The organism is Nocardioides donggukensis (assembly GCF_014842875.1).
GTDB lineage: Bacteria > Actinomycetota > Actinomycetes > Propionibacteriales > Nocardioidaceae > Nocardioides > Nocardioides donggukensis.
On the sequence record NZ_JACYXZ010000004.1, the window covers coordinates 72,953 to 96,488 of the forward strand.

The 23,536-nt window shown below is 71.4% G+C and carries 24 protein-coding genes and 1 pseudogene; 9 read left to right on the forward strand and 16 right to left on the reverse strand.

Translation table 11 applies throughout. The features are described 5' to 3' along the window. Nucleotides 1-134: 134 nt before the first annotated feature. Entirely contained in the window at nucleotides 135-1,538 is a 1,404-nt protein-coding gene (locus IE331_RS14095) for an amidase (protein ID WP_192144104.1), read from the reverse strand. A 48-nt stretch (nucleotides 1,539-1,586) separates the two neighbouring features. Beyond that, nucleotides 1,587-2,186, reverse strand: a complete 600-nt coding sequence (locus IE331_RS14100; RefSeq protein WP_192144105.1) for a DNA-3-methyladenine glycosylase I — start codon at nucleotides 2,184-2,186, stop codon at nucleotides 1,587-1,589. A 108-nt stretch (nucleotides 2,187-2,294) separates the two neighbouring features. Here IE331_RS14100 and IE331_RS14105 point away from each other — a divergent pair, with 108 nt between their 5' ends. From IE331_RS14105 to IE331_RS16805, 5 genes and pseudogenes are all read left to right on the forward strand, one after another. Beyond that, a complete protein-coding gene (locus IE331_RS14105) occupies nucleotides 2,295-2,666 on the forward strand; it encodes an ArsR/SmtB family transcription factor (RefSeq protein WP_192144106.1) in 372 nt (123 codons plus the stop codon). Beyond that, complete coding sequence (locus IE331_RS14110; protein WP_192144107.1) at nucleotides 2,663-3,652, forward strand: TIGR03086 family metal-binding protein; 990 nt, start codon at nucleotides 2,663-2,665, stop codon at nucleotides 3,650-3,652. Before IE331_RS14105 ends, IE331_RS14110 begins: the two co-directional genes overlap by 4 nt. A gap of 43 nt (nucleotides 3,653-3,695) precedes the next feature. Continuing rightward, nucleotides 3,696-4,031 carry a YciI family protein gene (locus IE331_RS14115; RefSeq protein ID WP_192144108.1) on the forward strand — a complete coding sequence of 112 codons (336 nt, stop codon included), beginning with the start codon at nucleotides 3,696-3,698 and terminating at the stop codon, nucleotides 4,029-4,031. A 13-nt stretch (nucleotides 4,032-4,044) separates the two neighbouring features. Then, a pseudogene (locus IE331_RS17105) lies at nucleotides 4,045-4,215 on the forward strand (TfoX/Sxy family protein); the annotation flags it as partial. A gap of 55 nt (nucleotides 4,216-4,270) precedes the next feature. Then, complete coding sequence (locus IE331_RS16805) at nucleotides 4,271-4,396, forward strand: hypothetical protein (protein ID WP_263863383.1); 126 nt, start codon at nucleotides 4,271-4,273, stop codon at nucleotides 4,394-4,396. A 10-nt stretch (nucleotides 4,397-4,406) separates the two neighbouring features. Here IE331_RS16805 and IE331_RS14125 read toward each other — a convergent pair whose 3' ends face one another. The 3 genes from IE331_RS14125 to ald form a co-directional block, all read right to left on the reverse strand. Continuing rightward, entirely contained in the window at nucleotides 4,407-5,117 is a 711-nt protein-coding gene (locus IE331_RS14125) for a flavodoxin family protein (RefSeq protein ID WP_192144109.1), read from the reverse strand. Between the two features lie 82 nt (nucleotides 5,118-5,199). After that, on the reverse strand, nucleotides 5,200-6,258 hold the full coding sequence (locus tag IE331_RS14130) for a pirin family protein (protein WP_192144110.1): 1,059 nt from the start codon (nucleotides 6,256-6,258) through the stop codon (nucleotides 5,200-5,202). 58 nt (nucleotides 6,259-6,316) lie between these two features. Further along, a complete protein-coding gene (gene ald, locus IE331_RS14135; RefSeq protein WP_192144111.1) occupies nucleotides 6,317-7,435 on the reverse strand; it encodes an alanine dehydrogenase in 1,119 nt (372 codons plus the stop codon). A 109-nt stretch (nucleotides 7,436-7,544) separates the two neighbouring features. Here ald and IE331_RS14140 point away from each other — a divergent pair, with 109 nt between their 5' ends. Beyond that, nucleotides 7,545-8,051, forward strand: a complete 507-nt coding sequence (locus tag IE331_RS14140; protein ID WP_192144112.1) for an Lrp/AsnC family transcriptional regulator — start codon at nucleotides 7,545-7,547, stop codon at nucleotides 8,049-8,051. A 4-nt stretch (nucleotides 8,052-8,055) separates the two neighbouring features. Here IE331_RS14140 and IE331_RS14145 read toward each other — a convergent pair whose 3' ends face one another. Genes IE331_RS14145 through IE331_RS14155 form a run of 3 tightly spaced genes read right to left on the reverse strand, consistent with a single transcriptional unit; the run spans nucleotide 8,056 to nucleotide 11,404 of the window. Beyond that, a complete protein-coding gene (locus IE331_RS14145) occupies nucleotides 8,056-8,916 on the reverse strand; it encodes a DUF305 domain-containing protein (protein WP_192144113.1) in 861 nt (286 codons plus the stop codon). A gap of 39 nt (nucleotides 8,917-8,955) precedes the next feature. Further along, nucleotides 8,956-10,092: a DUF3152 domain-containing protein gene (locus IE331_RS17030; protein ID WP_192144114.1), complete on the reverse strand. Its 1,137-nt coding sequence runs from the start codon at nucleotides 10,090-10,092 to the stop codon at nucleotides 8,956-8,958. Between the two features lie 40 nt (nucleotides 10,093-10,132). After that, nucleotides 10,133-11,404, reverse strand: coding sequence for a homogentisate 1,2-dioxygenase (locus IE331_RS14155; protein WP_192144115.1), 1,272 nt, complete (start codon nucleotides 11,402-11,404; stop codon nucleotides 10,133-10,135). Nucleotides 11,405-11,521: 117 nt separating this feature from the next. On the opposite strand from IE331_RS14155, the gene IE331_RS14160 reads away from it, so the two are divergent. From IE331_RS14160 to IE331_RS14170, 3 genes are read left to right on the forward strand one after another with little or no spacing between them, the layout of a single operon-like run. Then, nucleotides 11,522-12,421, forward strand: a complete 900-nt coding sequence (locus tag IE331_RS14160; protein ID WP_192144116.1) for a hypothetical protein — start codon at nucleotides 11,522-11,524, stop codon at nucleotides 12,419-12,421. Then, on the forward strand, nucleotides 12,422-13,651 hold the full coding sequence (gene fahA, locus IE331_RS14165; protein WP_192144117.1) for a fumarylacetoacetase: 1,230 nt from the start codon (nucleotides 12,422-12,424) through the stop codon (nucleotides 13,649-13,651). It abuts the gene before it with no gap. Between the two features lie 9 nt (nucleotides 13,652-13,660). Further along, entirely contained in the window at nucleotides 13,661-14,476 is an 816-nt protein-coding gene (locus IE331_RS14170; protein ID WP_192144118.1) for a hypothetical protein, read from the forward strand. On the opposite strand, the gene IE331_RS14175 is transcribed toward IE331_RS14170, so the two are convergent. The 8 genes from IE331_RS14175 to IE331_RS14210 form a co-directional block, all read right to left on the reverse strand. Next, entirely contained in the window at nucleotides 14,359-16,122 is a 1,764-nt protein-coding gene (locus IE331_RS14175; protein WP_192144119.1) for an AMP-binding protein, read from the reverse strand. The genes IE331_RS14170 and IE331_RS14175 overlap by 118 nt on opposite strands. A 383-nt stretch (nucleotides 16,123-16,505) precedes the next feature. Continuing rightward, complete coding sequence (locus IE331_RS14180) at nucleotides 16,506-17,399, reverse strand: SDR family NAD(P)-dependent oxidoreductase (protein ID WP_192144120.1); 894 nt, start codon at nucleotides 17,397-17,399, stop codon at nucleotides 16,506-16,508. Nucleotides 17,400-17,482: 83 nt separating this feature from the next. Beyond that, nucleotides 17,483-18,277 carry an SDR family NAD(P)-dependent oxidoreductase gene (locus tag IE331_RS14185; RefSeq protein ID WP_192144121.1) on the reverse strand — a complete coding sequence of 265 codons (795 nt, stop codon included), beginning with the start codon at nucleotides 18,275-18,277 and terminating at the stop codon, nucleotides 17,483-17,485. 157 nt (nucleotides 18,278-18,434) lie between these two features. Beyond that, the gene (locus tag IE331_RS14190; RefSeq protein WP_192144122.1) at nucleotides 18,435-19,040 is read right to left on the reverse strand and encodes a TetR/AcrR family transcriptional regulator; all 606 of its coding nucleotides are present in this window, start codon (nucleotides 19,038-19,040) and stop codon (nucleotides 18,435-18,437) included. A gap of 151 nt (nucleotides 19,041-19,191) precedes the next feature. After that, on the reverse strand, nucleotides 19,192-20,367 hold the full coding sequence (locus tag IE331_RS14195) for an acyl-CoA dehydrogenase family protein (RefSeq protein WP_192144123.1): 1,176 nt from the start codon (nucleotides 20,365-20,367) through the stop codon (nucleotides 19,192-19,194). Next, entirely contained in the window at nucleotides 20,364-21,521 is a 1,158-nt protein-coding gene (locus tag IE331_RS17035; protein ID WP_192144124.1) for a thiolase family protein, read from the reverse strand. Before IE331_RS17035 ends, IE331_RS14195 begins: the two co-directional genes overlap by 4 nt. Continuing rightward, nucleotides 21,518-21,922, reverse strand: a complete 405-nt coding sequence (locus IE331_RS14205) for a Zn-ribbon domain-containing OB-fold protein (protein ID WP_192144125.1) — start codon at nucleotides 21,920-21,922, stop codon at nucleotides 21,518-21,520. The genes IE331_RS17035 and IE331_RS14205 overlap by 4 nt, the downstream gene beginning before the upstream one ends. After that, nucleotides 21,919-23,463, reverse strand: coding sequence for a class I adenylate-forming enzyme family protein (locus IE331_RS14210; protein WP_192144126.1), 1,545 nt, complete (start codon nucleotides 23,461-23,463; stop codon nucleotides 21,919-21,921). Before IE331_RS14210 ends, IE331_RS14205 begins: the two co-directional genes overlap by 4 nt. Nucleotides 23,464-23,536 lie beyond the last annotated feature (73 nt).

Consider the following 23,536-nt stretch of genomic DNA (forward strand, 5'->3'; position numbering starts at 1 on the left):
GAACGGCCGCAATTGCGGCCGATTGACATGTTCTTGGCCCGAAAACATGTCAGACGCCCGCAATTGCGGCCGTTGGGCGGATCCGGGCTCGCGGGGGTCCGTTCCCGCCGCCGGGCTGGTGGGCGGGTCCGTGCTCAGGCGTCCTGGATCCGCGGGAAGGGCCGGGCGGCCTCCAGCTCGAGGGCGAGCTCGAGCAGCTGCGCCTCCTGGCCGGCCGCGGCACCGAACATCATCCCCTGCGGCAGGCCGGCGGCGGTGCGGGCGAGGGGGAGCGAGATCGCCGGCTCACCGGTGGCGTTCTGCAGCGGGGTGAACACCACCCACTCCATGAGCCGGTCCATGATCTCCTCGTAGTCCCGGGTGGGCGAGAGGTGGCCGACCCGCGGCGTCTCGGTGGCGAGCGTGGGCGTCAGCACCACGTCGTAGCGGCGGTGGAACCGGGCCGAGAACACCTTGGAGGCGGCGAGCCGGGCGGTGGCGAGCGGCAGCCGGTGCAGGTTGCGGGTGCAGTGCCGGGCCAGCCCGAGCGTCAGGTTGTCGAGCCGGGCCGGGTCCCAGCTGCGACCGTGCGCGAGCCGGCCGCTGCGCAGCACGACCATCGCCAGCATCGACCAGTAGAGGAGGAAGTCGTCGGCGAAGTGCGCCGGCACGGGCGCGGGAACCTCCTCGACCTCGTGGCCGAGCTCCATCAGCAGGTCGGCGGTGTCCCGGGTCAGCCCCTCCACCTCCGGGCTCGCCGCCCGGCCACCGGCCTCGGTCACCACGGCCACCCGCAGCCGCTTCGGGCCGGGTCGGGTGATGTCGCCGACCGGCGCCAGCTTGAGGTCGCGGTAGACCTTCTCGGCCTCGCGCAGGAACGCCGCCGTGTCGCGCACCGACCGGGTGAGCACGCCGTCCGAGACGATCCGCACCGGCATCTCGCGCATCACCTTGTCCTGCGCCAGTCGGCTCCGGGTCGGCTTGAGGCCGACCAGGCCGTTGACGGCGGCGGGGATCCGGATCGAGCCACCACCGTCGTTGGCGTGGGCGATCGGCACCGCACCCGAGGCGACCAGCGCGGCGGCGCCCGCTGACGAGGCGCCCGCCGAGCGGTCCGGGTCCCAGGGCGAGCGGACCGGGCCCAGCCGGGCGTGCTCGGCGGCGGCGCTGAAGCCGAACTCGGAGAGCTGGCTCTTGCCGAGGGACAGCAGGCCGGTCGCGAGGTACATCCGCGCGAAGTCGCCGTCGGCCTCCCGCGGCGGGCTGTCGAAGGCGTCGGACCCGTGCCGGGTGGGCATCCCGGCGACGTCGACGTTGTCCTTGAGGACGGTCGGCACGCCCGAGAAGTAGCCGCCGCGCGGGTCCCGCGACGCGGAGCGGGCCCGGTCGAAGTCGGTGTGGGCCATCGTGTTCAGCACCGGGTCCACCCGCTCCACCCGGGCGATCGCGGCCTCGACCACCTCGGGCACCGACACCCGGCGGGACCGCAGTGCCTCGACCACGCCGACCGCGTCGTGGGCACCGAGGGCGTCGTCGCCGAAGGCGTGGACGGGATCCATGCCGGTCACGCTACTGGCGCGCGAGTACGCCGTGGGGCAGCGCGCGGGTCAACCCCACAGGCCACTCGCTCCGCGGCGGTGGCACCCGACCAGGTGCGTGTCGACGATGCCGATCGCCTCCATGAGCGCGTGCATGGTGGTCGGGCCGACGAACGTGAAGCCCCGCTCCTTCAAGGCCTTGGACAGCGCCACCGACTCCGGCGACGTGGTCGGCGCCTGGGTGAGGTCGGCCGGCTCGGGGGTGCGCTCGGGCCGGAACGACTCGACCAGCGCCTCGAGCCCCCCGTCCTCGCGGAGCGCGACGGCCGCCCGGGCGTTGGTGCGGGTCGCCTCGACCTTCAGCCGGTTGCGGACGATCCCGGCGTCGGTCAGCAGGTCCGCGACCCTCCGGTCGTCGTACGCCGCGATCGCGTCGACGTCGAACCCGTCGAACGCGGCCCGGAAGGCCGGGCGCTTGCGCAGGATGATCAGCCAGGAGAGCCCGGACTGGAAGGCCTCGAGGGTCAGCCGCTCGAACACCGCGGACTCGCCGCGGACCGGCATCCCCCATTCGGTGTCGTGGTAGTCGCGCATCAGCCCGGGCGGGCCCGCCCAGGGGCAGCGCGGCACCCCGTCGTCTCCGGGCACGGCGCTGGTGGGCTCGGACATGACGACCATTCTCGCCGGTGACCACGTCCACCGCGCGGCGGCGCCCCCTCGACATCTCCCAACGTCCCTCCGTTGACCAAAGCGTTAGTCGTTGCTAACGTATTAGACGTGACCGACGCCCTCTCCGCAGCCGCCGAGCCGACCAGGCGACGCATCCTGCAGCTGCTGGCGCCCCGGCCGCGGACGGTCAGCGAGATCGCGGCGGAGTTCCCGGTCACCAGGTCGGCCATCTCCCAGCACCTGCTGCTGCTCGAGCAGGTCGGGCTGGTGGCGGCGGAGAAGGTCGGCAGACAGCGCATCTACCGGGTGCTGCCCGGGGGGCTGCACGACCTGCAGGCCGAGATCAACCGCTTCTGGACCCACGAGCTCGACCTGCTCGTCTCGGACGCGCACCAGAGGCACGAGCACACCGACCGAAGCAGTGACCACACCAGCGACCGGCCGCACCGGCCGGTCCGAGGAGAGCGAGAGACACCATGAGCCAGACCTACACCAAGAGCGCCGTCCTGCCCGTCGGCCCCGACGAGGCGTTCGCACTGATCACCGAGCCGGAGCGCCTGCGCCGCTGGCAGACCGTCTCGGCCGCCGTCGACCTGCGCGCCGGGGGCGGCTACCGGTGGACGGTGACCCCGGGTCACATCGCCGCCGGCACGTTCCGCGAGGTCGAGCCCGGCCGGCGGGTCGTCTTCGGCTGGGGCTGGGAGGGCAGCACCGAGCTGCCGCCCGACGCCTCGACGGTGACCGTGACCGTGGAGCCCGTCGACGGCGGCACCCGGGTCACCCTCGAGCACGCCGACCTGACCGACCAGCAGGCGGCCAGCCACGCCGAGGGCTGGAACCACTACCTCGGTCGCCTCGAGACCCTGGCCGGCTCCGGCGACGCCGGAGTGGACGAGTGGTCGACGGCGCCGGAGCACCTCGACCAACTCGTCGCGGCCGAGGCCGCCCTCGCCGTGCTCCAGCCCGTGCTGCGCGGTCTGACCGACGAGGACCGGACCAAGCCGACCCCGTGCAGCGAGTTCGACTGCCACGGTGTGGCCGAGCACCTGTTCGGCTCCCTCGTCGGCCTGGGCTCGATGGCCGGCGTGGAGGTCCGCAACCCCGAGACCGGATCCCTGGAGAACCGGGTCTCGGTCATGGCCGACCAGGCGATCACCGGCTGGCGGGCCCGGGGCCTGGACGGCAGCGTGCCCGGGCCGGGCGGGCACGAGATGCCGGCCGGGTTCGCGGCCAGCATCCTGTCCATCGAGCTGCTCCTCCACGGCTGGGACTTCGCCCAGGCCAGCGGCCAGAAGATCGAGGCCTCCGAGGAGCTCGTGGGCTATGTCCGGGGCCTGGCCGAGCAGATCATCCCCGGGTCCCGCTCGCGCGGCGCCTTCGGCGACGAGGTCGAGCCGTGGTCGGGCGCCTCGTCGCTGGACAGCCTGGCGGCGTACTCCGGACGCACCCCCGTCTCGGTCGGCTGACCCCAGCCGGCAGCACCACCCATCACCCATCAAGGAGAGAGTCATGAGCAAGTTCGTCTTCGTCTACCACGCCCCGGCGGCCCCTGCCGACGCCCCTCAGCCGACGCCCGAGCAGATGGAGGCGATCATGGGCGAGTGGACCGCCTGGGCCGGCAAGGTCGGCGACCAGATGGTCGACTTCGGCGCCCCGCTCGGCAACGGCGTCCGGGTCACCACCGACGGCACCGAGCCGAGCCGGCGCGAGGTGACCGGCTACACCATCCTGGAGGCCGACAGCACCGAGGCCGCGCTCGACCTGGCCCGCAACCACCCGCACCTGAACATGCCGGGTGGCTGCGAGATCGAGGTGCACGAGGTCCAGCCGATCCCCGGGATGTGAGCCGGTCGTGAGGATGCCGACGGCGAGCGACGCGGACAAGGACCGGTTCCGCGCGCTCGCCCCGGCCGCACCGGGCGTCGAGGTGAGGCCGATGTTCGGCCAACTCGGCGCCTTCGTGAACGGCAACATGTTCGCCGGCCTGTTCGGCTCCTCCATCGGGGTCAAGCTGGACGGCGACGCGGCGGCCGAGCTGGCCGGCGTACCCGGGGGTCGGTCCGTTCGGGCCGCCCGAGCGGCCGATGGGCGGCTACCAGGCGCTCCCGGCCGGCATGGGCGACGAGGTCGCCGCGGACTGGGTGGCACGGGCCTGCGCCCACATCGCCACCCTGCCCCCCAAGGAGAAGAAGGCCCGCAGCAGGCGGTAGCGGCGTCCGGTCAGGAGCGGTACTCCGGGTTCTCGTAGTCGAACCGGGCGCCCTCGCTCCAGGCCGGGCGCTGGTTGCCGTAGGTCGGGATCCCGCCGGCGTCCTTGAGCATCTTCGCCAGGTGCATGAGGTTCCAGGTCATGAACGTCGTGTTCCGGTTGGTGAAGTCGTTCTCCGGCCCGCCACTGCCCTCGTCGAGGTACGACGGACCGGGGCCGGCCTCCCCGATCCAGCCGGCGTCGGCCTGGGGCGGGATCGTGTAGCCGATGTGGCCGAGCGAGTAGAGCACGTTCTGCGCGCAGTGCTTGATGCCGTCCTCGTTGCCGGTGATCAGGCAGCCGGCGACCCGGCCGTAGAACAGCGACTGCCCGTCGTCGTTGAGCATCCCGGACAGCGCGTAGAGCCGCTCGATCACCAGCTTGGTGATGCTGGCGTTGTCGCCGAGCCAGATCGGGCCGCCGATCACGAGGATGTCCGCGTCGAGCAGCCGCGGGTAGATCTCGGGCCAGGCGTCGTGCTTCCACCCGTGCTCGCGCATGTCCGGGTAGACGCCGGTGGCGATGTCGTGGTCGACCGCGCGCAGCACCTCGACCTCGACGCCGTGCTTGCGCATGACCGCGGCGCTGGCCTCGATCAGGCCACCGGTGTGGCTGAGCTCGGGGCTCCGCTTGAGCGTGCAGTTGACGAACATGGCCCGCAGGCCGGTGAAGTCGTGGTCCATCCCCTGACTCTAGGGCCGCCCCCGAGCCCGGTCGAGTGGCCAGGTGGTCACCCGATCGGCCGCCGGTCACCCGACCCGGGGCTCAGGGCCGGTGCTTGAGCCGAGCGTTCGGCAGCGGCGGGGCCGGGATCGGCGGCAGGTGGTCTCCGATGACCACGCCGAACCGGCCGTCGCGCACCTCCTGGCCGTCGGCGACCACCGGCCCGTCCGGCCCGTCGTGCCCGTCCGGCCCGTCGTGCCCGGCCGGCCCGTCCTGCCCGTCCGGGGCAGGGGCCGCGATCTGGCGCTGCCACTCCGCCCGGAAGGCGACGATCTCCTCGTGGCTGCGGCCGACGAAGTTCCACCACATGACGATCGCCTCGCCCAGCGGCTCGCCCCCCAGCAGCAGCACCCGCGCGTCGTCGTACGCCGTGAGCTCGAGCCGCTGCCGGCCGGGCGCCACGTAGCCCAGCTCGGTGGCCTTGACCTCCTGGCCGGCGACGCCGACGAGCCCGGAGTCGACCAGCACCGCGTGCTCGAAGGACTCCGCCACGTCGAGGGCGAGCGTGGTCCCCGCCCGCAGGAGCAGCTCGGCACCCAGCAGCGGGGTGTGGGTCGGCACCGGCGAGGCGGTCCCGAGGAGGCGTCCGAGGAAGACCCGCGCCTCCCAGCCGTCGCCGGTCACCGGCTCCGGGACGTGGTGGGCGAAGCCGGCCGCGCCGTCCCGGCTCTCGGCCGGCAGCGCCACCCACAGCTGCACCCCGTGCAGGGTCGCGGTCCGCGGCGAGGAGACCTCGGAGTGGCTGATGCCGTGCCCGGCGGTCATGAGGTTCAGCTCGCCGGGCCGGACCATCGCCTGGTTCCCCGCGCTGTCCCGGTGCTCGATCTCCCCGGTGAACAGCCAGCTGACGGTCTGCAGACCGGTGTGCGGGTGCGGCGCCACGCTCATCCCACCGGTGTCGGCGACGTCGTCGGGCCCGTAGTGGTCGACGAAGCACCAGGCGCCGACCAGCGACCGGTGCCGCTGCGGGAGGGTCCGGCGGACCCGCATCGCTCGCGGCCCCCCGAGCGGGACGTCGCGGGCGGTCAGCACCTCCACGCCCGCCGGGGCCGCCTCGGAGGCGCAGACGACCTCGTCCGGGTCGCGCTCGGGGTTGCTCATGGCTCCAGTCTCACCCCGGGGTCAACCGGGCGCCCTCCGGCACGGCACACACCTCGGCTCAGCCGGCCAACGCGTCCTCGAGGCGGACGGCGGCCAGGTCGTGCGCCTCCGCGACCGGCGCGTAGGTCAGGTCCCCGGCGTGCGTGTTCAGCCCCAGCGCCAGCGACTGGTCGTCGCGGCAGGCCTGCTGCCAGCCCTTGTCGGCCACCGCCACGGTGTAGGGCATGGTCGCGTTCGTCAGCGCGTACGTCGAGGTGTTGGGCACCGCGCCCGGCATGTTGGCCACGCAGTAGAAGACCGAGTCGTGCACCGGGTAGGTGGGGTCCGCGTGCGTCGTCGGCCGGGTGTCCTCGAAGCAGCCGCCCTGGTCGACCGCGATGTCGACCAGCACCGAGCCCGGCTTCATCCGGGAGACCAGGTCGTTGGTCACGAGCTTGGGCGCCTTCGCGCCGGGGATCAGCACCGCGCCGATGACCAGGTCGGCCTCGGTGACCTGCTGCTCGATCGCGAGCTTGGACGAGGCCAGGCCGTGCACCCGGTTGTTGTAGCGCCAGAACGACATCCGCAGCTTGTCCAGGTCGGTGTCGAGCAGGGTCACGTCGGCGCCCATCCCGAGGGCGATGTTGGCGGCGTTCTGCCCCGCGACACCGGCGCCGATCACGACCACCTTGGCGTTGGCGACGCCGCCGACGCCGCCCATGAGCACGCCCCGGCCGCCCTCGGCCTTGAGCAGGGAGTAGGCACCGACCTGCGGCGCCAGGCAGCCGGCGACCTCGGACATCGGGTAGAGCAGCGGCAGCCCGCCGGAGGGCAGCTGCACGGTCTCGTAGGCGATCGCGGTCACCTTCCGCTTCATCAGCTCCTCGGTGAGCGGCTTGTCGGCGGCGAGGTGCAGGTAGGTGAACAGGGTCTGCCCCTCCCGCATGCGGTGGTACTCCTCGGCCACCGGCTCCTTGACCTTGAGCACCATCTCGCCGGTGCCCCACACCGCGTCCGCGTCCGGCAGGATCTCGGCCCCCGCGGCGACGTACTCCTCGTCGCTGATCGAGGAGCCGACGCCGGCGCCGGCCTCGATGTACACCTGGTGGCCGTGCGCACTGAGCTCGTGCACGCCGATCGGCGTGATCGCCACCCGGTACTCGTGGTTCTTGACTTCCTTCGGCACGCCGACCTTCATGTCCGGGCCTCTTCTCGGTGTGATGCGGGACACTGCTGACCGGTCAAGGATGAAGGTCCGAAGCGGTCCGACGCCAGTTCGGTGCAGAAGATTCTGCGAGGATGGCCCCATGACCGGCACACGTTCGACGACGGGGCAGGGGGCGGGGCGTCCGTCGAACATCGTTCGACCCGCGCTGGACGCCGTCGACACCGCGATCATCGAGGAGCTCGCCCTCGACGCGCGGCTGCCGAACAACGCCCTGGCCGACCGGGTGGGGGTCGCGGCCTCGACCTGCCTGGGCCGGGTCCGGGCGCTGCGCGAGGCCGGGGTGATCCGCGGCTTCCACGCCGACGTCGACCCCGAGCTGACCGGCCGCCCGATCCAGGCGATGGTCCAGGTGCGCATGCAGTCCCACGCGCGCGGGCAGCTGGTGGAGTTCATGCAGTCGGTGGCCTACCTGCCCGGTGTCCGCAACACCTACCTGCTGGCCGGGTCCCACGACTTCTTCATCCACGTCGCGATGCCCGACACCGAGTCCCTGCGCGAGTTCGTGATCGCCCACCTCTCCGGCAACCGGGACGTCGCGCTCACCGAGACCAACCTGATCTTCAGCCACAGCCAGGCTTGGGCCTGACCGGTCAAGGAGCGGCGCGACGCGCCGGGACCAGGCCCGTGACCAGCCCCGCCACCAGGCCCACGGCGGCGACCGCGAGCGACACCCAGGTCGCCAGCCACAGGTCCTGGCGCAGTCCGGCGACCACCACGTCGTACACCGCGCCGACCAGCTCCGCGTCGCGGGCACCGGTCCTGGCCACCAGCCCGCCCCGGGCGACGCCGACGCCGGCGACCAGCGCACCGCAGGCGAGGGCCGAGCCCACGCCGAGCCAGAGCAGGGCACGGGTACGCCGCCGGGCGAGCAGCAGCGTCAGCGCCAGCCCGGTCAGCCAGGCGACCGGCAGCCACGAGCCGGCCGCGTCCAGGATCCGGTAGCCGGTGCGGGCCCGCTCCAGCTCCTCGGCATCGACCAGCCTGAGCCGGACCTGCGCCGCCGGCAGGTCGCCCGGGTCCACGAGGTCGCCGACCCCCAGCACCTCGACCACGATCGTGAGCAGGTCGCCGACCTCGATCCCGACCCGTCCGTCACGGACCCCCTGCCCCTCGGCGCCCTCGTCCCGCAGGATCGCGACCACCCGCTCGTGGGTGGCGAGGTTCGCACGCTCCCAGACCCGGTCGAACTCCGGGCCGTCCAGCACGGCGAGCACGGTGCGTCGCACGGTCGGCTCCGGGAGCACCGGCGCCTGCTCCGCCACGAGGGCGACCAGCCGGTCCGCGACCGCGTCCTGGACCACCGGGTCGTCGGCCAGCGGCCCGACGGCCTCGACGTAGGCGTCGGGATCGTCCGCGATCTCCGCGGTCCACGTGCCGAGGAGGGTCATCGGCAGCAGCAGGCAGGTGAGCAGGGCGAGCGGCGGCCACAGCAGGGAGCGGAGCGGTCTCATCAGGGGTCGTGGCCTCCGGCCATCAGGTCGGTCGGACGGTCACGGGAAGCGTGGGGTGAACCACTCCCTGACCGTCGGGAAGGGGTTGAAGCGACAGCCAGCCAGCGAGATCGACTGCTGCTGCATCACCGGGGCGGCCGCACCGCGACCCGGGCAGGACCGGTGACCGTGCCCGAGCCAGTGGCCCACCTCGTGGTTGACCACCATGTGCCGGTAGCCGCGCAGCGAGCCACCATAGGCGCGCCAGGCCGGGGAGGCGAACCTCCACCGGTCCTGGTTGATCACGACGTGGCGCCCGACCCGGCAGCTCCAGCGGCTGCTGCACCCGGACGAGAAGTCGGGGACCCGGGCGGCCTCCGCGAGCACCAGGGTCATCGCGCCACCCGAGCGCACCCGCCGGAATCCGATGCCGGTGGTCCGCCAGCCCCGTGGATCGTTGAGCGAGGCATGGGCCAGCCGCTTGAACAGCGGCAGGTCCGCGGAGATCCGGCCGCGCGTCTGCACGGAGTAGAGCACCGTCCGGCGCAGCGGCACCCGGTGCAGCGTCCGTCCGGGCCGGGCCGAGCGCCACCCGTCGGCGACGTACCCGGGCCGGGCGGCCCGGACCTGCACCCGGATCCGGCGACCCACGTCGCGCGCCGTCAGCCGGTAGGTCCGCCCGGTCGCGCCGGGGATCGGCTCCTGGCCGCGCAGCCAGCGGAAGGTCCGGGTGACCCGCTGCTCCCAGGCGCCCCCGGTCGCCTCCAGCGTGCGCAGGTAGCGCCGGGTGCCCGAGACCGTGGGGCGCTGCTCCCGCGCGAGCCGGGCCCGGCGGACCCGGACCGGCTCCGAGGTGGCCGAGCCGTCGGCGTATCCGTCCCGGGTGGCGGTGACCCGGACCCGCAGCCGCCTGCCGATGTCGTCGAGGCCGGGCCGGTAGCGCGCCGCGGTGGCGCCGGCGACGACCCGTCGGCCGCGCAGCCACTGGTAGCCGAGGGTGACGTCCTCGACGTCCCACGTCGCCGGTGCGACCCGCAGGACCGACCGGTACGCCGGGTCGCCGGTGAGGACCGGACCGGTGACCACGCCGATCACGGGCGGGTCCACCGGGTCCGCTCCCTCGACCCCGGCCGCCGGCAGCGCGACGAGCAGGAGCGGCACCGTGATGAGGGCGACGAGCAGACGGCGGGCGATCACGCCTCCCACGGTAGGGCCGAACGGCCGGGTCCGGGCCGGTTCAGGAGTTCGAGTAGACCGCCGGGCCCCCGTCGGCGTCCGGCCCCGTCGAGCGCCCCGCCCAGGTCCAGGCGTAGGCGGGGTCCTCGGCCGCCAGGCCGGCCTCGCCGAGCTCGAGCGGGGCGAAGGTGTCGACCATGACCGCGGACTCCTCGAAGTACTCCGCGCCGAGCGACGCCTCGATCGCGGACGGCTGCGGGCCGTGCGCGTGCCCGCCGGGGTGGAGGGAGACCGAGCCGATGTCGATGCCGGAGCCCTTGCGGGCCTCGTAGTCGCCGCCGACGTAGAACATCACCTCGTCGGAGTCGACGTTGGAGTGGTAGTAGGGCACGGGGATCGACAGCGGGTGGTAGTCGACCTTGCGCGGCAGGAAGTTGCAGACCACGAAGTTGTGGCCCTCGAAGACCTGGTGCACCGGCGGCGGCTGGTGCACCTTGCCGGTGATCGGCATGTAGTCGTCGATGTTGAAGGTGTAGGGGTAGAGGCAGCCGTCCCAGCCGACCACGTCGAACGGGTGGCCGGCGTAGGTCATCCGGGTGCCGCCGACCCCGCCCGGCAGCCCCGGGACCCGGTGCTTGACCAGCACCTCGACGTCTGACCCCTCCGACCCCTCCGACCCCTCCGGCCCCTCCGGACCGTCGGGCCGGTCGGCCAGCAGCGGCCCGGTGGGGCCGTGCAGGTCCCGCTCGCAGTACGGCGCGTGCTCGAGCAGCTGCCCGTAGCGGGAGAGGTACCGCTTCGGCGGCGCGACGTGGCTGTTCGCCTCGATCGCGTAGAGCCGGGAGGGCTCGCTCGGCAGCCACCGGTGGGTGGTGGCCCGCGGGAGGATCACGTAGTCCCCGGCCCGGTAGGTCAGCGTGCCGAGCACGGTCTCGACGGTGCCGCCGCCGGACTCGACGTACACGCACTCGTCGCCGATCGCGTTCCGGTAGAGCGGCGAGGGGTCGGTGCCGGTGACCACGTAGCCGATCCGGACGTCGGCGTTGCCGAGGACCAGGCGGCGGCCCTCGACCGGGCAGCCGGACGTCTCCAGCGAGTGCAGCCGCAGGTGCCGGGGCTTGAGCGGGTGGTTGGGCGTGCGGGCCTGGTCGGGCAGCTCCCAGACCTCCGAGGCGACGATCGCCGACGGGACACCACGGTGGTAGAGCAGGGAGGAGTCCGAGGAGAACCCCTCCTCCCCCATGAGCTCCTCGTAGTAGAGGCGTCCCTCGGGGTCGCGGTGCTGGGTGTGCCGCTTGGGCGGCACCTCGCCGATCTGCCGGTAGTGAGCCATCGCCCCTCGCCTCTGTTCGTCTATCGGACGCGTGTGTCCGCTCACGCGTGCTTGCGCTAGCCTCGCACCGTGTCCCCCGCTTCGGCAACCGTTCCACCGGGCTCTCCGGTTCCCCCCGTGCCCTCGGCCTTCCGCGGCCTCGTCGACGACGCCGCGATCTTCCCGCCCGGCAACGCCGACCTCGAGGACGCGGTCGCCGCCTGGCAGGAGCGCCTCGGCACTCCACTGGAGACCCTGGTCGGCAGCTTCGTGATCGGCGACCACCGACTGGCCGACCTGGCCGCGCTGACCGGCGAGGTCGAGCGGCCGATCCCGGTCAGCGTGGTCGTCGGCACCGGGGCCGGCGGCCTGGCACCGGCCGCCTCGACCGTCTCCCGACTCCCCGGGGTCCGGCTGGCCGGCCTGGAGGTGGCCCTGCGCGACCCCGACGACCTGGCCGGCAACGCCCGCCGGATCGTGGCCGGGCTGGACCAGGCCCGCGACCACGGGGCCGTCGACGACGACCTGCCCGTCTACGTCGAGCTCCCGCAGGCCGACCCCACCGCCGGGTGGCTCTCGGCCGCGGACGAGGTGGCCGGCGCCGAGCTCCGGCTGAAGTTCCGCACCGGCGGCGTGGAGGCCGACCTCTTCCCCGCCAGCCGGACCCTGGCCGCCTGGGTGGACGCCGCGCTCGACCGGGAGACGCCCTTCAAGTGCACGGCCGGGCTGCACCACGCCGTCCGGCACGCGGACCCGGGCACCGGGATCGCCCACCACGGCTTCCTCAACCTGCTGCTGGCCACCCGGCGCTGCTTCGACGGGGCGGCCGCCGACGAGGTGGTCGGGCTGCTGGAGGAGCGGGAGCCGGCGGCGCTGCTCGCGGCCTGGGCCGGGCAGGAGGAGCCGGCGATGGCCGGGATCCGGCGCTGGTTCACCGGGTTCGGCTCCTGCAGCGTCCGCGAGCCGTGGACCGACCTCGTCGGGCTCGGGCTGGTGGACGACCCGGACCGCCCGGGCCACTCGACGAAGGAGAGCTGAATGTCCCAGACCTGGGTCGAGGGCGCCGCGGGGTCGCCGTACGACATCGACCACCTGCCGTACGGCGTCTTCGACCGGCCCGGCGAGCCGGCCCGCGTCGGCGTCCGGATCGGCGACCTGGTGCTGGACGGGGCGCCGGTCGCGACGCTCGGCGGCGACCCCGGGGACGGTCCCGACCTCGCGTCGGCGTGGCGGCGGCCGAGCCTGGATGCGTTCCTCGCGCTGGGCCGGCCGGCGTGGGAGACCGCACGGGACTGGCTGGTCGAGATCCTCACCGGGCCCGAGCACCGGGCCGCGGTCGAGCCGCACCTGCTGCCGGTGTCGTCGGTGACGATGCGGATGCCGTTCACCGTGGCCGACTACGTCGACTTCTACGCCTCACTCGAGCACGCCTCCAACGTGGGCCGGATCTTCCGGCCCGACCAGGAGCCGCTGCTGCCCAACTGGCGGCACCTGCCGGTCGGCTACCACGGCCGGGCCGGGACGGTGCTGCCGTCGGGCACACCGGTCGTCCGGCCGCACGGCCAGCGCAAGGGTCCGGCCGACGCCGAGCCGGTCTTCGGGCCGAGCCAGCGCCTGGACATCGAGGCCGAGCTCGGCTTCGTCGTCGGCGCCGGGACCGAGCTCGGCGAGCGGGTGTCGACCGCCGACCTGGCCGACCACGTGTTCGGCGTGGTCGGGCTCAACGACTGGTCCGCGAGGGACGTGCAGGCCTGGGAGTACGTCCCGCTCGGGCCGTTCCTCGGCAAGTCGTTCGCGACCTCGATCTCCACCTGGGTGACCCCGCTGGCGGCGCTGGCGGCGGCCTGGACCGAGCTGCCCGGCCAGGACCCGGCTCCGCTGCCCTACCTCGCCGTCGACGGTCCGGCCGGGCTGGACATCGCGGTCGAGGTCGAGCTGAACGGCCACGTGGTCTCGCGGCCGCCGTACTCGACGATGTACTGGGCGCCGGCCCAGATGCTGGCCCACCTGACCGTCAACGGCGCGTCGCTGCGCACCGGCGACCTGTTCGGCTCCGGCACCGTCTCCGGGCCGGAGCCCGGCCAGCGGGGCTCGCTGCTCGAGCTGAGCTGGGGCTGGCGGGAGCCGTTCGCGGTCGGGGACGCCGAGCGCACGGCCCTGGAGGACGGGGACGAGGTGGTGCTGCGCTACACCGCGCCCGGCAGCGGCGGCGGCCGGATCGCGCTGGGAGAGGTCGTCGGACGGGTGGAGCCGGCCCGCGCGTGGTAGAACGCCCCGGTGCGCACTCCTCTCCTCGCCTCCGCCCTGACCACCCTCGCCCTGACCCTCACGGGCTGCGGCGGCGACCCGTTCGCCGACGACGATCGTGAGCCGGCCGAGGTGCTGGCCGACGCGGTCGACGCCACCCTCGGGGTCGACTCGTTCGTCGTGGACACCAAGGCGGCGCTGACCATCGGCGAGACCGACATCAGCCTCACCGCCGCCGGGGCCGTGGACTACGAGGCGCTGGTCGCCGACGCCGGCATCACCGTGCAGCAGGGCGAGGCCGGCGGCGAGATCGAGATCCGGGCCGACGGCGAGTCGGTGTGGTTCCGCACCGAGGGCGAGCAGGTGCCGGCGATCCCGCAGGGCAAGAGCTGGGTCCAGGGGGAGGCCTCCATCCTGGACGGCGCCGCCACGTTCGACCCGGCCGGGCTGGCCGGCGTCGTGATCGCGCTGCGCGCCGCCGAGGACGTCGTGGAGGGAGGGACGAAGGAGATCGACGGCGTCCAGGCCCGCGAGTTCAGCACCACCGTGACCTACGCCGACGCCGTCGAGGCGGCCGGGGAGGACGCAGGGAAGCTCGAGAGCTCGCTCAGCCTCACCGGCACCGCCGACCAGGCCGACCTGGTGATCGTGGCCTGGGTGGGCGAGGACGACGTGATCCGCGACTTCGACCTCGACATCGAGGCCGGCGACGTGCCCGTCGACGGCACCTACACCGTGGACGTCTCCGGCGTCGACGAGGACGTCGAGGCGCCGGAAGCCCCCGCCGAGGAGGACGTCCTCACCGGGGCCGAGGCCGACGCCTTCCTCTCCTCGGTCGTCCAGTAGCCCGCTGTCGCCGGGTCGTCAGGCGTCGTCGAGGCCGAGCCGCTCGACGGTCGAGGCGCGCATCTCGACTTGCGCACCTTGCCGGTGACGGTCATCGGGAACTCCTCGACCAGCACGACGTAGCGCGGGATCTTGTAGTGCGCGAGCCTCCCCGCGCAGAAGGCGCGCACGGCGTCCGCGTCCAGCGGCTCTGCGCCCTCCCGCAGCTGCAGCCAGGCGCACAGCTCCTCGCCGTACTTCTCGTCGGGGACGCCGATGACCTGGGCGTCGAGGACGTCCGGGTGGGTGTAGAGGAACTCCTCGATCTCGCGGGGGTAGATGTTCTCCCCGCCGCGGATCACCATGTCCTTGATCCGGCCGGTGATCGAGACGAACCCCTCCTCGTCCATGACCGCGATGTCGCCGGTGTGCATCCACCCGTCGACCAGCACCTCGGCGGTCTTCTCCGGCTCCTCCCAGTAGCCGAGCATCACGGAGTAGCCCCTGGTGCAGAACTCGCCCGCCTCGCCGCGCGGCAGGGTCTCGCCGGTGGCGGGGTCCACGACCTTGACCTCCAGGTGCGGGCCGACCCGGCCGACGGTCCCCACCTTCGCCTCGAACGGGTCCCCCGGGGCGGTCTGGGTCGAGACCGGGGAGGTCTCGGTCATCCCGTAGCAGATCGCCATGTCGGTGATCCCGGCGTCGAGCACCTTGCGCATCATCTCCGCCGGGCAGGGCGATCCGGCCATGATCCCCGTGCGCAGGTGGGAGATGTCGTACGACGCGAACTCGGGCAGCGACCACATCGCGATGAACATCGTCGGCACGCCGTACAGGCTCGTGCACTGCTCCTGCTGCACCGCCTCCAGCGTCAGCGCGGGGTCGAAGCCGGGGGCCGGGATCACCGTGCAGGCGCCGTGCGTGGTGGCCGCCAGGTTGCCCATCACCATGCCGAAGCAGTGGTAGAAGGGCACCGGGATGCAGATCCGGTCCTCCTCGGTGTAGCCGCAGCCCTCGCCGACGAACCAGCCGTTGTTGAGGATGTTGCGGTGGCTCAGCGTGGCGCCCTTCGGGAAGCCCGTCGTGCCGGAGGTGTACTGGATGTTGATCGGGTCCTCCGGCCGCAGGCCGCCCTGCACCTGCGCCAGCCGGTCCGCGCCCACCTCCGAGGAGCGGGTCATCAGCTCGGACCAGCTGCGCTGCCCGAACACCACGACGCTGGTCAGGTCCGGGCACTCGTCGCGGACCTCGGCGAGCATCGCCGGGTAGTCGCTGGTCTTGAACGACTCGGCCACCAGCATCATCGAGATGCCGGCCTGGTTCACGACGTAGGCGACCTCGTGGGTGCGGTAGGCGGGGTTGACGTTGACGAGGATCGCCCCGACCTTCGCCGTGGCGTACTGCACCAGGGTCCACTCGGCCCGGTTCGGGGACCAGATGCCCACCCGGTCGCCCTGGGAGACCCCGTGCGCGAGCAGCGCGCGGGCCAGCCGGTCCACGTCGGAGACCAGCTCGGCATAGGTCCACCGGGTCCCGGCCTGGACGTCCACGACCGCCTCCCGGTCGGGGAACCGGGCCGCCGTGGCGTCGAGGTTGTCCCCGATGGTCTGCTCGATGAGCGGGGTGCCGGTCTCCCCGACGGTGTGACTCGGCGCTGGTGTCGACATGGGTCGACCCTGCCACCCGGGCCCGGTCCGGGGAAGTGCGGCCCGGCCCGACGTGCGACGAGCGGCCACCCGGGGGTGGCCGCTCGTCGGCGGTGGCAGGTGAAGGATTCGAACCTTCGAAGCTCTCGCGACGGATCTACGGTCCGCACGGGGTGACCATCCTGACCTGAGCTGATTGAGCGCGTCTTCAAGCTTCAGCACGAGTTCGACACGGACGCTCGCGGCGGTCGACTGCTGACCTGGTACGGCCCGGCCATGCTCGAAGCCCACCGGCAGCTCACCACGGCACCGGCGTGCCCGGGACGAGGAGGGCTGCCCTGGCCACCACAGCCGACAGCTCGTCGGCCGGATGACCGAAACAGCACTCCCCGCCGACGAACAGGTCAGGACATGCCGCCCCGAGCGCCGCCGCTGACGGGAATGACCTGACCGGTCACGTAGTTCGAGAGCGGTGAAACGAGCCAGAAGATCGCGTCGGCGGCCTCCTGGATGGTGCCGGTACGGCCGAGCGCTGTCCCTGGGGTCTTGCGCGGCGCGTACAGGTCGCGATCCTCGTCGGGGTCGAAGCCCATCGCCTGAAGGGTCTTGTCGGGCACGCCGAGCGGGACCTCGCGACCTCCGACGGTAATGGACTGCTGTGCCGACTGCGGGGCGCCGAAGCGGGTCTGGATGATCCCGAAGGAGACCGCATTGACGTTGACGTTCGCCGAGCCCCACTCCGCTGCCAGCGTCTTGGTCAGTCCGATCAGGCCGCCCTTGGCAGCCGCGTAGTTCGCAGCTCCGGGGTTGCCGAAGCTGGCAGCCAGCGAGCTGACCATCACGACCTTGCGGTGGCGTACCAGGCCCTCCCGGGCCTCACGTCGACCGGCGTCTCGGAGGTACGGCGCGGCGGCCCGACAGATCCGGAAGGGAGCCAAGAGGTGGATGTCCAGCATTGCCTGGAACTGCTCGTCGCTCATCGCATGCACGGGCGCGTCCCAGAAGTAGCCGGCGCCGTTGACGATGATGTCGATGCCGTTGCCGGCCGCCGCCACATCCGCGATGAGGCGGTCCGGAACCTCCGGATCGGTGAGGTCGGCAGCGAAGGCCGTGGCCCCGCCTCCGATGTCCGAGGCGACCTCGTGGGCCAGGTCCCCATCGAGGTCCACCACCACGACCCGGGCACCGTTGGCAGCCAGAAGCTCGCAGGTAGCGCGCCCGATGCCGTTGCCACCGCCGGTGACGACGGCCGTCTGACCCTCAAGGAGCGAGCTGGAGATGGTGGGTGTCGTAAGCATGTCTTTTACCTTCCGTTGGGAATCGAGTGCAGCGTCGGCGTCCCGTGGTCGTCCGGGTGAACGCCCAGACCGCGCCGACGAGATCACATGGTGAGCGAGTAGCCACCGTTCACCGGGATCGTCTGGCCGGTGATCCAGCTCGAGGCGTCCGAGGCCAGGAAGAGGATGAGGTTCGCCGCGTCGTCAGGCTCACCGAAACGACGAACGATGTAGGAGGAGAGCACCCGCTTGGCGAACTCCTCGTCGGCGATGGCCGCCTCGATCGCCGGAGTGCGCGTTGCGCCGAGTGCCACGCAGTTCGCCGTCACTCCGAAGCGCCCACCCAGGCGAGCCATCGCTCGGGTGAAGCCTGCTGCCCCGGCCTTGGCACCCGAGTAGACCTCCATCCCGTTGACCTCACCGACGCGCCCGGCGTCGGAGATGATCGTGATGACACGCCCTTGCTTCGCCTCGACCATGTGACCCATGGCGTGCCGGGTTGAGTTGAGGACTCCGTCCAGGTTGACGTGGATGAAGGGTTCCCAGTCCGACGGGGTCTGATCCCAGAAAGCACGTTGCTTGGTGGGCGCCGGCCCGGCCCCCCGGTTGCCCGCGTTGTTGACCAGGATCGTGACCGAGCCCCACTTCTCCTTGACCTCGTCGAACACCTCACCCATCCGCTGGAAGTCACCTACGTCGCTCTGCGCGGCGAGGCTCGACACCCCGAGCTTGCGGACCTCTGCGGCCACACTCTCGGCCCGGGTCTCGTCGTAGTCGTTCACGACGACGTCCGCCCCGAACGACGCGAGCGTCAGCGCGATCTGACGACCCACGCCCTGACCCGCCCCAGTCACCAGCGCGACGCGACCGGTCAGGTCCAGCAGGTCGTTCGAGGTCATTCGATCGTCCTTTCAAACGCTCTGCCGGTCGTCGGCGTGACCAACGAAGCCCGCAAGTTCTCGCGAGGAGGAGCTCAGAGCCAACCCTAATGCAGATGCTTGTCAACTGACAAGTTCTGAGAGGGCTCGTCGATTCCCCGGCGTGCGCCGGCGCGGGTCACCGAATGGACAAGATCCGACGAACGGCCGTCCAGGTCGCCTCGGTGATCTCTTTGCGCTGCACGTCGGGGTCGACGAGCACTTGGAGGAGCACGCCTCTCAGCGTTCCCTCGATCACGAACGCCGCTTCATCAGGGTTGACGTCCTGGGCCGCGTCTCCGGAATCACGTGCCTCGATGATGGTCTCGACGAGAAGCGTGCGGATCCATCGGTTGGAGATGGCGACGTCATCCCGCAGGCTGGGGGTCCCGGTCATAGCCTCGACCTGCACCGCGTACAGCGCCCGGGCGTACTTCGAGTAGATGCTTCCCTCGCGCAGGTAGAGGCGCACGATGGTCTCGAGCTTCTCCACCCCTTCGAGGTCGCCGAAGCTCGCGAGCGCCGCGCGGCTGGAGTCCTGGACGGACTGCACGACATCCTTGATGCACTGCTCCTTCGTGCCGAAGTAGTGCGTCACCATCCCACGGCTGAGCCCTGCGAGTTCACCGATGGCGACGAAGCTGGCGGCGGAGTATCCGCCGGAAGCCAGCAGCTCGACGGTCGCATCGACGAGCTTCTTCCGGGACTCGCTGGACCTCTCGGCCTGAGTACGCCTGCTCTGCATGGTCGAACCCTATCCAGCCTCATGCGGCAACCTGGGCGAGCCTCTGCGCCCTACCCACCGGGTGCATAGCTCGATCGCCGCGCGATCTGCCTCTCGTGGATTTCGAGTCGGACGAGGAGGGGCCGGGCCCCCACCTCGTCCAGCTGCACTCCTACCTGGAATTCGCCTCGCGGACCGTACGGCGCGCGATGTCGCGGCCGATGAGGTCCTTCATGATCTGGTTCGTCCCGCCGTAGATCGGCTGGATCCGAGCATCTGCGTAGGCTCGCGCGATGGGGTACTCCCTCATGTAGCCGTAGCCGCCATGCAGTTGGAGGCACTTGTCGACCACTCGCTGATGAAGATCGCTGATCCACCACTTCGCCTTGGCGGCGTCGATGGCCGTCAGATTTCCATCGTTCAGCAGGAGCACCGCCCGGTCGAGCATCGCGGTCGCGGCGTCGATCTCGGTCTCTACCTCTGCCAGGGTGAAACGAGTCGCCTGGAAGTCACCGATCGGTTGCCCGAAGGCGTCGCGATCGAAGCAGTACCGACGCGCCCACGCGTACGCGGCGGCCGAAGCAGCGACGGAGGTGGCTGCGATCGAGAGACGCTCCAGAGGCAGACGTTCCATCACGTGGGCAAGTCCGCGTCCCGCGGAGCCGAGCAGATCGGCATCGGTGAGCCGGAGGTCCTCGAAGGAGAGCTCGGCCGTGTCGTTGCCTCGTAGACCGAGCTTGTCGAGCTTGCGTCCCCGGCTGAATCCCGGACGGTCTGTCGGCACGAGGAAGACGGCGAAGTCGCCGGCGTCGGTCCGCGGATCGACCTTGGCCAGGACGAGGACGACGTCGGCCAGGAAGCCGTTGGTGATGAACGTCTTGGTGCCGTTCAGGACCCAGCCGTCGCCGTCGCGGCGGGCGGTCGTGCGGATACCGCGCAGGTCACTTCCTGCGCCCGGCTCTGTCAGCGCCAGCGACCCGATGGCGGTACCGGCGCACAGCTCGGGCAACCACTCTCGGCGCTGTTCGTCGGATCCCAGATCGACGACGTAGGGCATGACGAGGTCGTCCTGCACGCTGAGCCCGGCGTTGAAGGAGTTCGCCCCCACGCGGCACAGCTCCTCCATGATCACCATCCGGTATCGGAAGTCGGCCACTCCCCCGCCGCCGAGCTCCTCAGGCACGGAGGTCCCGATGATCCCGAGCGAACCCGCCACCTCCCAGGCGGCACGGTCGACGAGGCCGTCGTCGTCCCACCGCTCCCATTGGTCGGCGACGACCTTCTCGACGAAGGCCGCGACGGTCGCTCGGAAGTCTTCGTGCTCCTCCTCGTAGAGGGTGCGTCTCATCGCGGCCCCTCGACGCTTTGCAGGACGTGAACGGCACAGACCGCGCCGAGGCCGACCATGTGGGCCAGCCCCGTTCGCGCACCGGCGTGCTGGCGCGCGCCGGCCTCACCTCGGATCTGAGTGGTGATCTCTCCGATCTGGCCCACGCCTGTGGGTCCGATCGGGTGACCTGAACTCAGCAGGCCGCCTGACGTGCTCACGGCCACTCGTCCACCGAGGGAGAACTCGCCGGCCTCGAGATCGGCCGCAGCCTTGCCCTCCGCGGCCAGACCCATCGCCTCGACGTACTGCAGCTCCTCGATCGAGAAGGCGTCGTGCAGCTCCACGAGGTCCACGTCGTCGGGGCCCATCCCGGCCTGCTGGTACGCGTCCGCCGTCGCTGCGCGGGTGAGCTCGGCGTCGAAGCTCTTCGCGCCGTACAGCTCCTCGCTGCGCAGGACAGACGCGAGCACTCGGACACAGCGTGAGCGGTCCAGGCCGAGCTCGTCGATGGCGTCGTCCGAAACCACGACGACGGCAGCGGCGCCCTCACCGATCGGGCAGCACTGAAGCCTGGTCAGAGGGCCGGCGATGGGTGGTCCGGCAAGGACCTCCTCCAGGGTTCGTGCCTTCGGCCGCTGGGCGTTGGGGTTCAGTGCTGCGTTGGCGGAGTTCTTCACGGCCACGGCAGCCAGTTGCTCCGGGGTGGCACCGTGACGCTCCAGGTACTCCGAGGCCAGCAGCGCGAAGTGCGCCGGAGGCGGCACGTAGGCGGCGTCGAGGCTCGGCACTCCCGTGTCATTGCTGGCGCCCTGCGCTGTCGGCATCTTGTCGACACCCAGGACCATCGAGATGTCGCTGGTCCCGGCTGCGACGTCGTGGCAAGCCAGTCGGAACGCCGTGGAGCCCGACGCCGAGGCGTTCTCGACCTGCAGCATGGGGATGCCGGTGACGCCGAGATGCTTGTACAGCGGTCGGGAGGCGGCCATCCCGAGCATGGCCGTGCCTGTGTAGGCGCTGTCGACGTCGGCCCACCGCAGGCCGGCGTCGTCGAGTGCCTGGCGCACGGCCGTCAGGCCCAGCTGGACGTAGGGCGTGGCGCTCGGCTTCTGGAACGGGTGCCAGCCGACGCCGGCGACGTAGACGGGGCGCTGTTGCGCAAGCGTGATCTTCACGTGACGACCTCTTCGGGAGTGAATCGGAGCTCGGCGACCTCGACGTCGTCGCGGGTGACCGGCACGGTGACGGCGCGGACACGGGAGCCGATGGTGACGTCCGGCGCGTCCACCAGCACCGACCGGATCATTGGGCCCTCGTCGAGGACCACGGACGCCAAGCGGTAGGGGAACCCCAGGGCCGGGTCGACCGGTATGTGGACATCCACGACGGCCGAGACGGTCCCGGTGCCGGCGAGCGGGACCGGGGAGATCTTCTCCCCGACGTCGCCATTGTGCTCGGATCCGTAGATCTGGAACGGGAAGGAGACGGATCCGCTGGAATCCTTCAGGCCGATCAGCGTGGGCTCTCCCGACTCGTCGACCTGGTAGAGATCGGGCTGGGCCGACGGCGCGCTCATGCCTTCGCGTCCTCGACGTAGGAACGACGGAGGACGCGCTTCAAGGTCTTGCCCATCGAGTTGGTCGGGATCTCCTCGATGAACTCGAAGGACCGCGGCCACTTGTACTTGGCGAGCTTGCCTTCGAAGAACGCGTAGAGCTCGTCCGCAGTCAGCACCGCCCCCGGAACGGTCTGGACGAACGCCAGGGGTTGCTCACCGTGGTCCTCGTCGGGGACACCGATCACGGCCACGTTCGCGACGAGCGGGTGTGTCGCGATGACCGCTTCGCTCTCAGCGGGGTAGACGTTCACGCCACCCGCGATGATCATGTCGGTGATCCGGTCGTAGATGAACAGCACCCCCTCGTCGTCGACGTGCCCGACGTCGCCCGTCGAGTAGAAGCCGTCCTCGCTGATCTTGTCGGCGCCGAGCGGACCGCGACCGATGTAGCCGCTGATGATGTTGGGCGTCCGCACGGTGATCTCGCCGGTCGCGCCCGTCGGAACCTCGTTGCCGCTCTCGTCGACGATCCGTAGGTCGACGTGACGGAACGGGAACCCGGTCGCGTTCGGCTTGCGCGACAGAAGGTCGGGAGTTGCGCCCGCGATCATGCCCGTCTCCGTCGCACCGTAGATCTCGTAGATGACCGGACCGAAGAGGTCGGTGGCAGCGGACTTGAGCTCCTGGCTGAACGGCGCTGCGCCACCCATCAGGAAGCGGAGGCTGGAGATGTCGTACCTGTCGCGGACCTCGGGAGAGAGCTTGAGGATCCGCTGGAGCATCGTGGGAACGGCGACCCAGTGCGTGATCCCGTGACGCTCGATGAGTCGAAGCACGTCCTCGGCATCGAAGCGTCGCTGGAAGACGACAGTGCCGCCGGTCTGGAGCGCGAACTGCGTGTACGACGGGCCCGCACCGTGGTGCATCGGCAGGTTGATCAGTGTCGTGTTGCCGGGTCCGCCCGCGGCCATGTCGAACAGCACCGACAGCATGTAGTCGAGACGCACGGCGTCGTCCACCTGGGTCTGGAGGCCGCCCAAGGGGGCGCCCTTGGGGGCTCCCGTCGTGCCGGAGGAGTAGATGATCAGTGGCGCCAGGGCCGGCGAGGGACGGTCCTCGGGCTCGCCCTCCGCGATGAGGTCCGCCATGAGCTCAACACCCGGAGCCGGGGTGTCCATCGAGACAATCACCCTCAACCCGAGTTCTTCCCAAGCCGCGACCAGGTCGGACGGGTCCTCGTCATCGACGATCGCGGCTGTGACCTCGCAGTCGCGGGCGATGTAGAGCGACTCGGGGGGCGAGAGTCGGTAGTTCACCGCGACGATGACCGACTTGAGCTTGGCGACGGCGAGGGAGACGACCATCCACTCCAGTCGTGTGTGCGAGCGGACGGCGACACGGTCGCCTTCCTTCACACCTCGGCGCGCAAGCGACGAGGCCAAGCGATCAGCTTGCTCGTTCCAGGACCTCCACGTGAGGGTGCGCTCACCTTCGGTGGCGCAGACTGCGTCGAGGTCGTCGGGAGGCGCGAAGGCGGGGGAAGGGGTCAGTTGCTTCATCAGGTTCTCCTGTTGCGTCGGTGGCCAGCGCGGGCTGCGAGGGCCCTTCTGTCGGACAGGGTCGTGACGTTCA

Coding starts and splice junctions, on each gene's coding strand:
- IE331_RS14095 (WP_192144104.1), bottom strand. CDS start 1,538: ATGGATCCCGTCCACGCCTTCGGCGACGACGCCCTCGGTGCCCACGAC.
- IE331_RS14100 (WP_192144105.1), bottom strand. CDS start 2,186: ATGTCCGAGCCCACCAGCGCCGTGCCCGGAGACGACGGGGTGCCGCGC.
- IE331_RS14110 (WP_192144107.1), top strand. CDS start 2,663: ATGAGCCAGACCTACACCAAGAGCGCCGTCCTGCCCGTCGGCCCCGAC.
- IE331_RS14115 (WP_192144108.1), top strand. CDS start 3,696: ATGAGCAAGTTCGTCTTCGTCTACCACGCCCCGGCGGCCCCTGCCGAC.
- IE331_RS16805 (WP_263863383.1), top strand. CDS start 4,271: ATGGGCGGCTACCAGGCGCTCCCGGCCGGCATGGGCGACGAGGTCGCC.
- IE331_RS14125 (WP_192144109.1), bottom strand. CDS start 5,117: ATGGACCACGACTTCACCGGCCTGCGGGCCATGTTCGTCAACTGCACG.
- IE331_RS14130 (WP_192144110.1), bottom strand. CDS start 6,258: ATGAGCAACCCCGAGCGCGACCCGGACGAGGTCGTCTGCGCCTCCGAG.
- ald (WP_192144111.1), bottom strand. CDS start 7,435: ATGAAGGTCGGCGTGCCGAAGGAAGTCAAGAACCACGAGTACCGGGTG.
- IE331_RS14140 (WP_192144112.1), top strand. CDS start 7,545: ATGACCGGCACACGTTCGACGACGGGGCAGGGGGCGGGGCGTCCGTCG.
- IE331_RS14145 (WP_192144113.1), bottom strand. CDS start 8,916: ATGAGACCGCTCCGCTCCCTGCTGTGGCCGCCGCTCGCCCTGCTCACC.
- IE331_RS14155 (WP_192144115.1), bottom strand. CDS start 11,404: ATGGCTCACTACCGGCAGATCGGCGAGGTGCCGCCCAAGCGGCACACC.
- fahA (WP_192144117.1), top strand. CDS start 12,422: ATGTCCCAGACCTGGGTCGAGGGCGCCGCGGGGTCGCCGTACGACATC.
- IE331_RS14175 (WP_192144119.1), bottom strand. CDS start 16,122: ATGTCGACACCAGCGCCGAGTCACACCGTCGGGGAGACCGGCACCCCG.
- IE331_RS14180 (WP_192144120.1), bottom strand. CDS start 17,399: ATGCTTACGACACCCACCATCTCCAGCTCGCTCCTTGAGGGTCAGACG.
- IE331_RS14185 (WP_192144121.1), bottom strand. CDS start 18,277: ATGACCTCGAACGACCTGCTGGACCTGACCGGTCGCGTCGCGCTGGTG.
- IE331_RS14190 (WP_192144122.1), bottom strand. CDS start 19,040: ATGCAGAGCAGGCGTACTCAGGCCGAGAGGTCCAGCGAGTCCCGGAAG.
- IE331_RS14195 (WP_192144123.1), bottom strand. CDS start 20,367: ATGAGACGCACCCTCTACGAGGAGGAGCACGAAGACTTCCGAGCGACC.
- IE331_RS14205 (WP_192144125.1), bottom strand. CDS start 21,922: ATGAGCGCGCCGTCGGCCCAGCCCGATCTCTACCAGGTCGACGAGTCG.
- IE331_RS14210 (WP_192144126.1), bottom strand. CDS start 23,463: ATGAAGCAACTGACCCCTTCCCCCGCCTTCGCGCCTCCCGACGACCTC.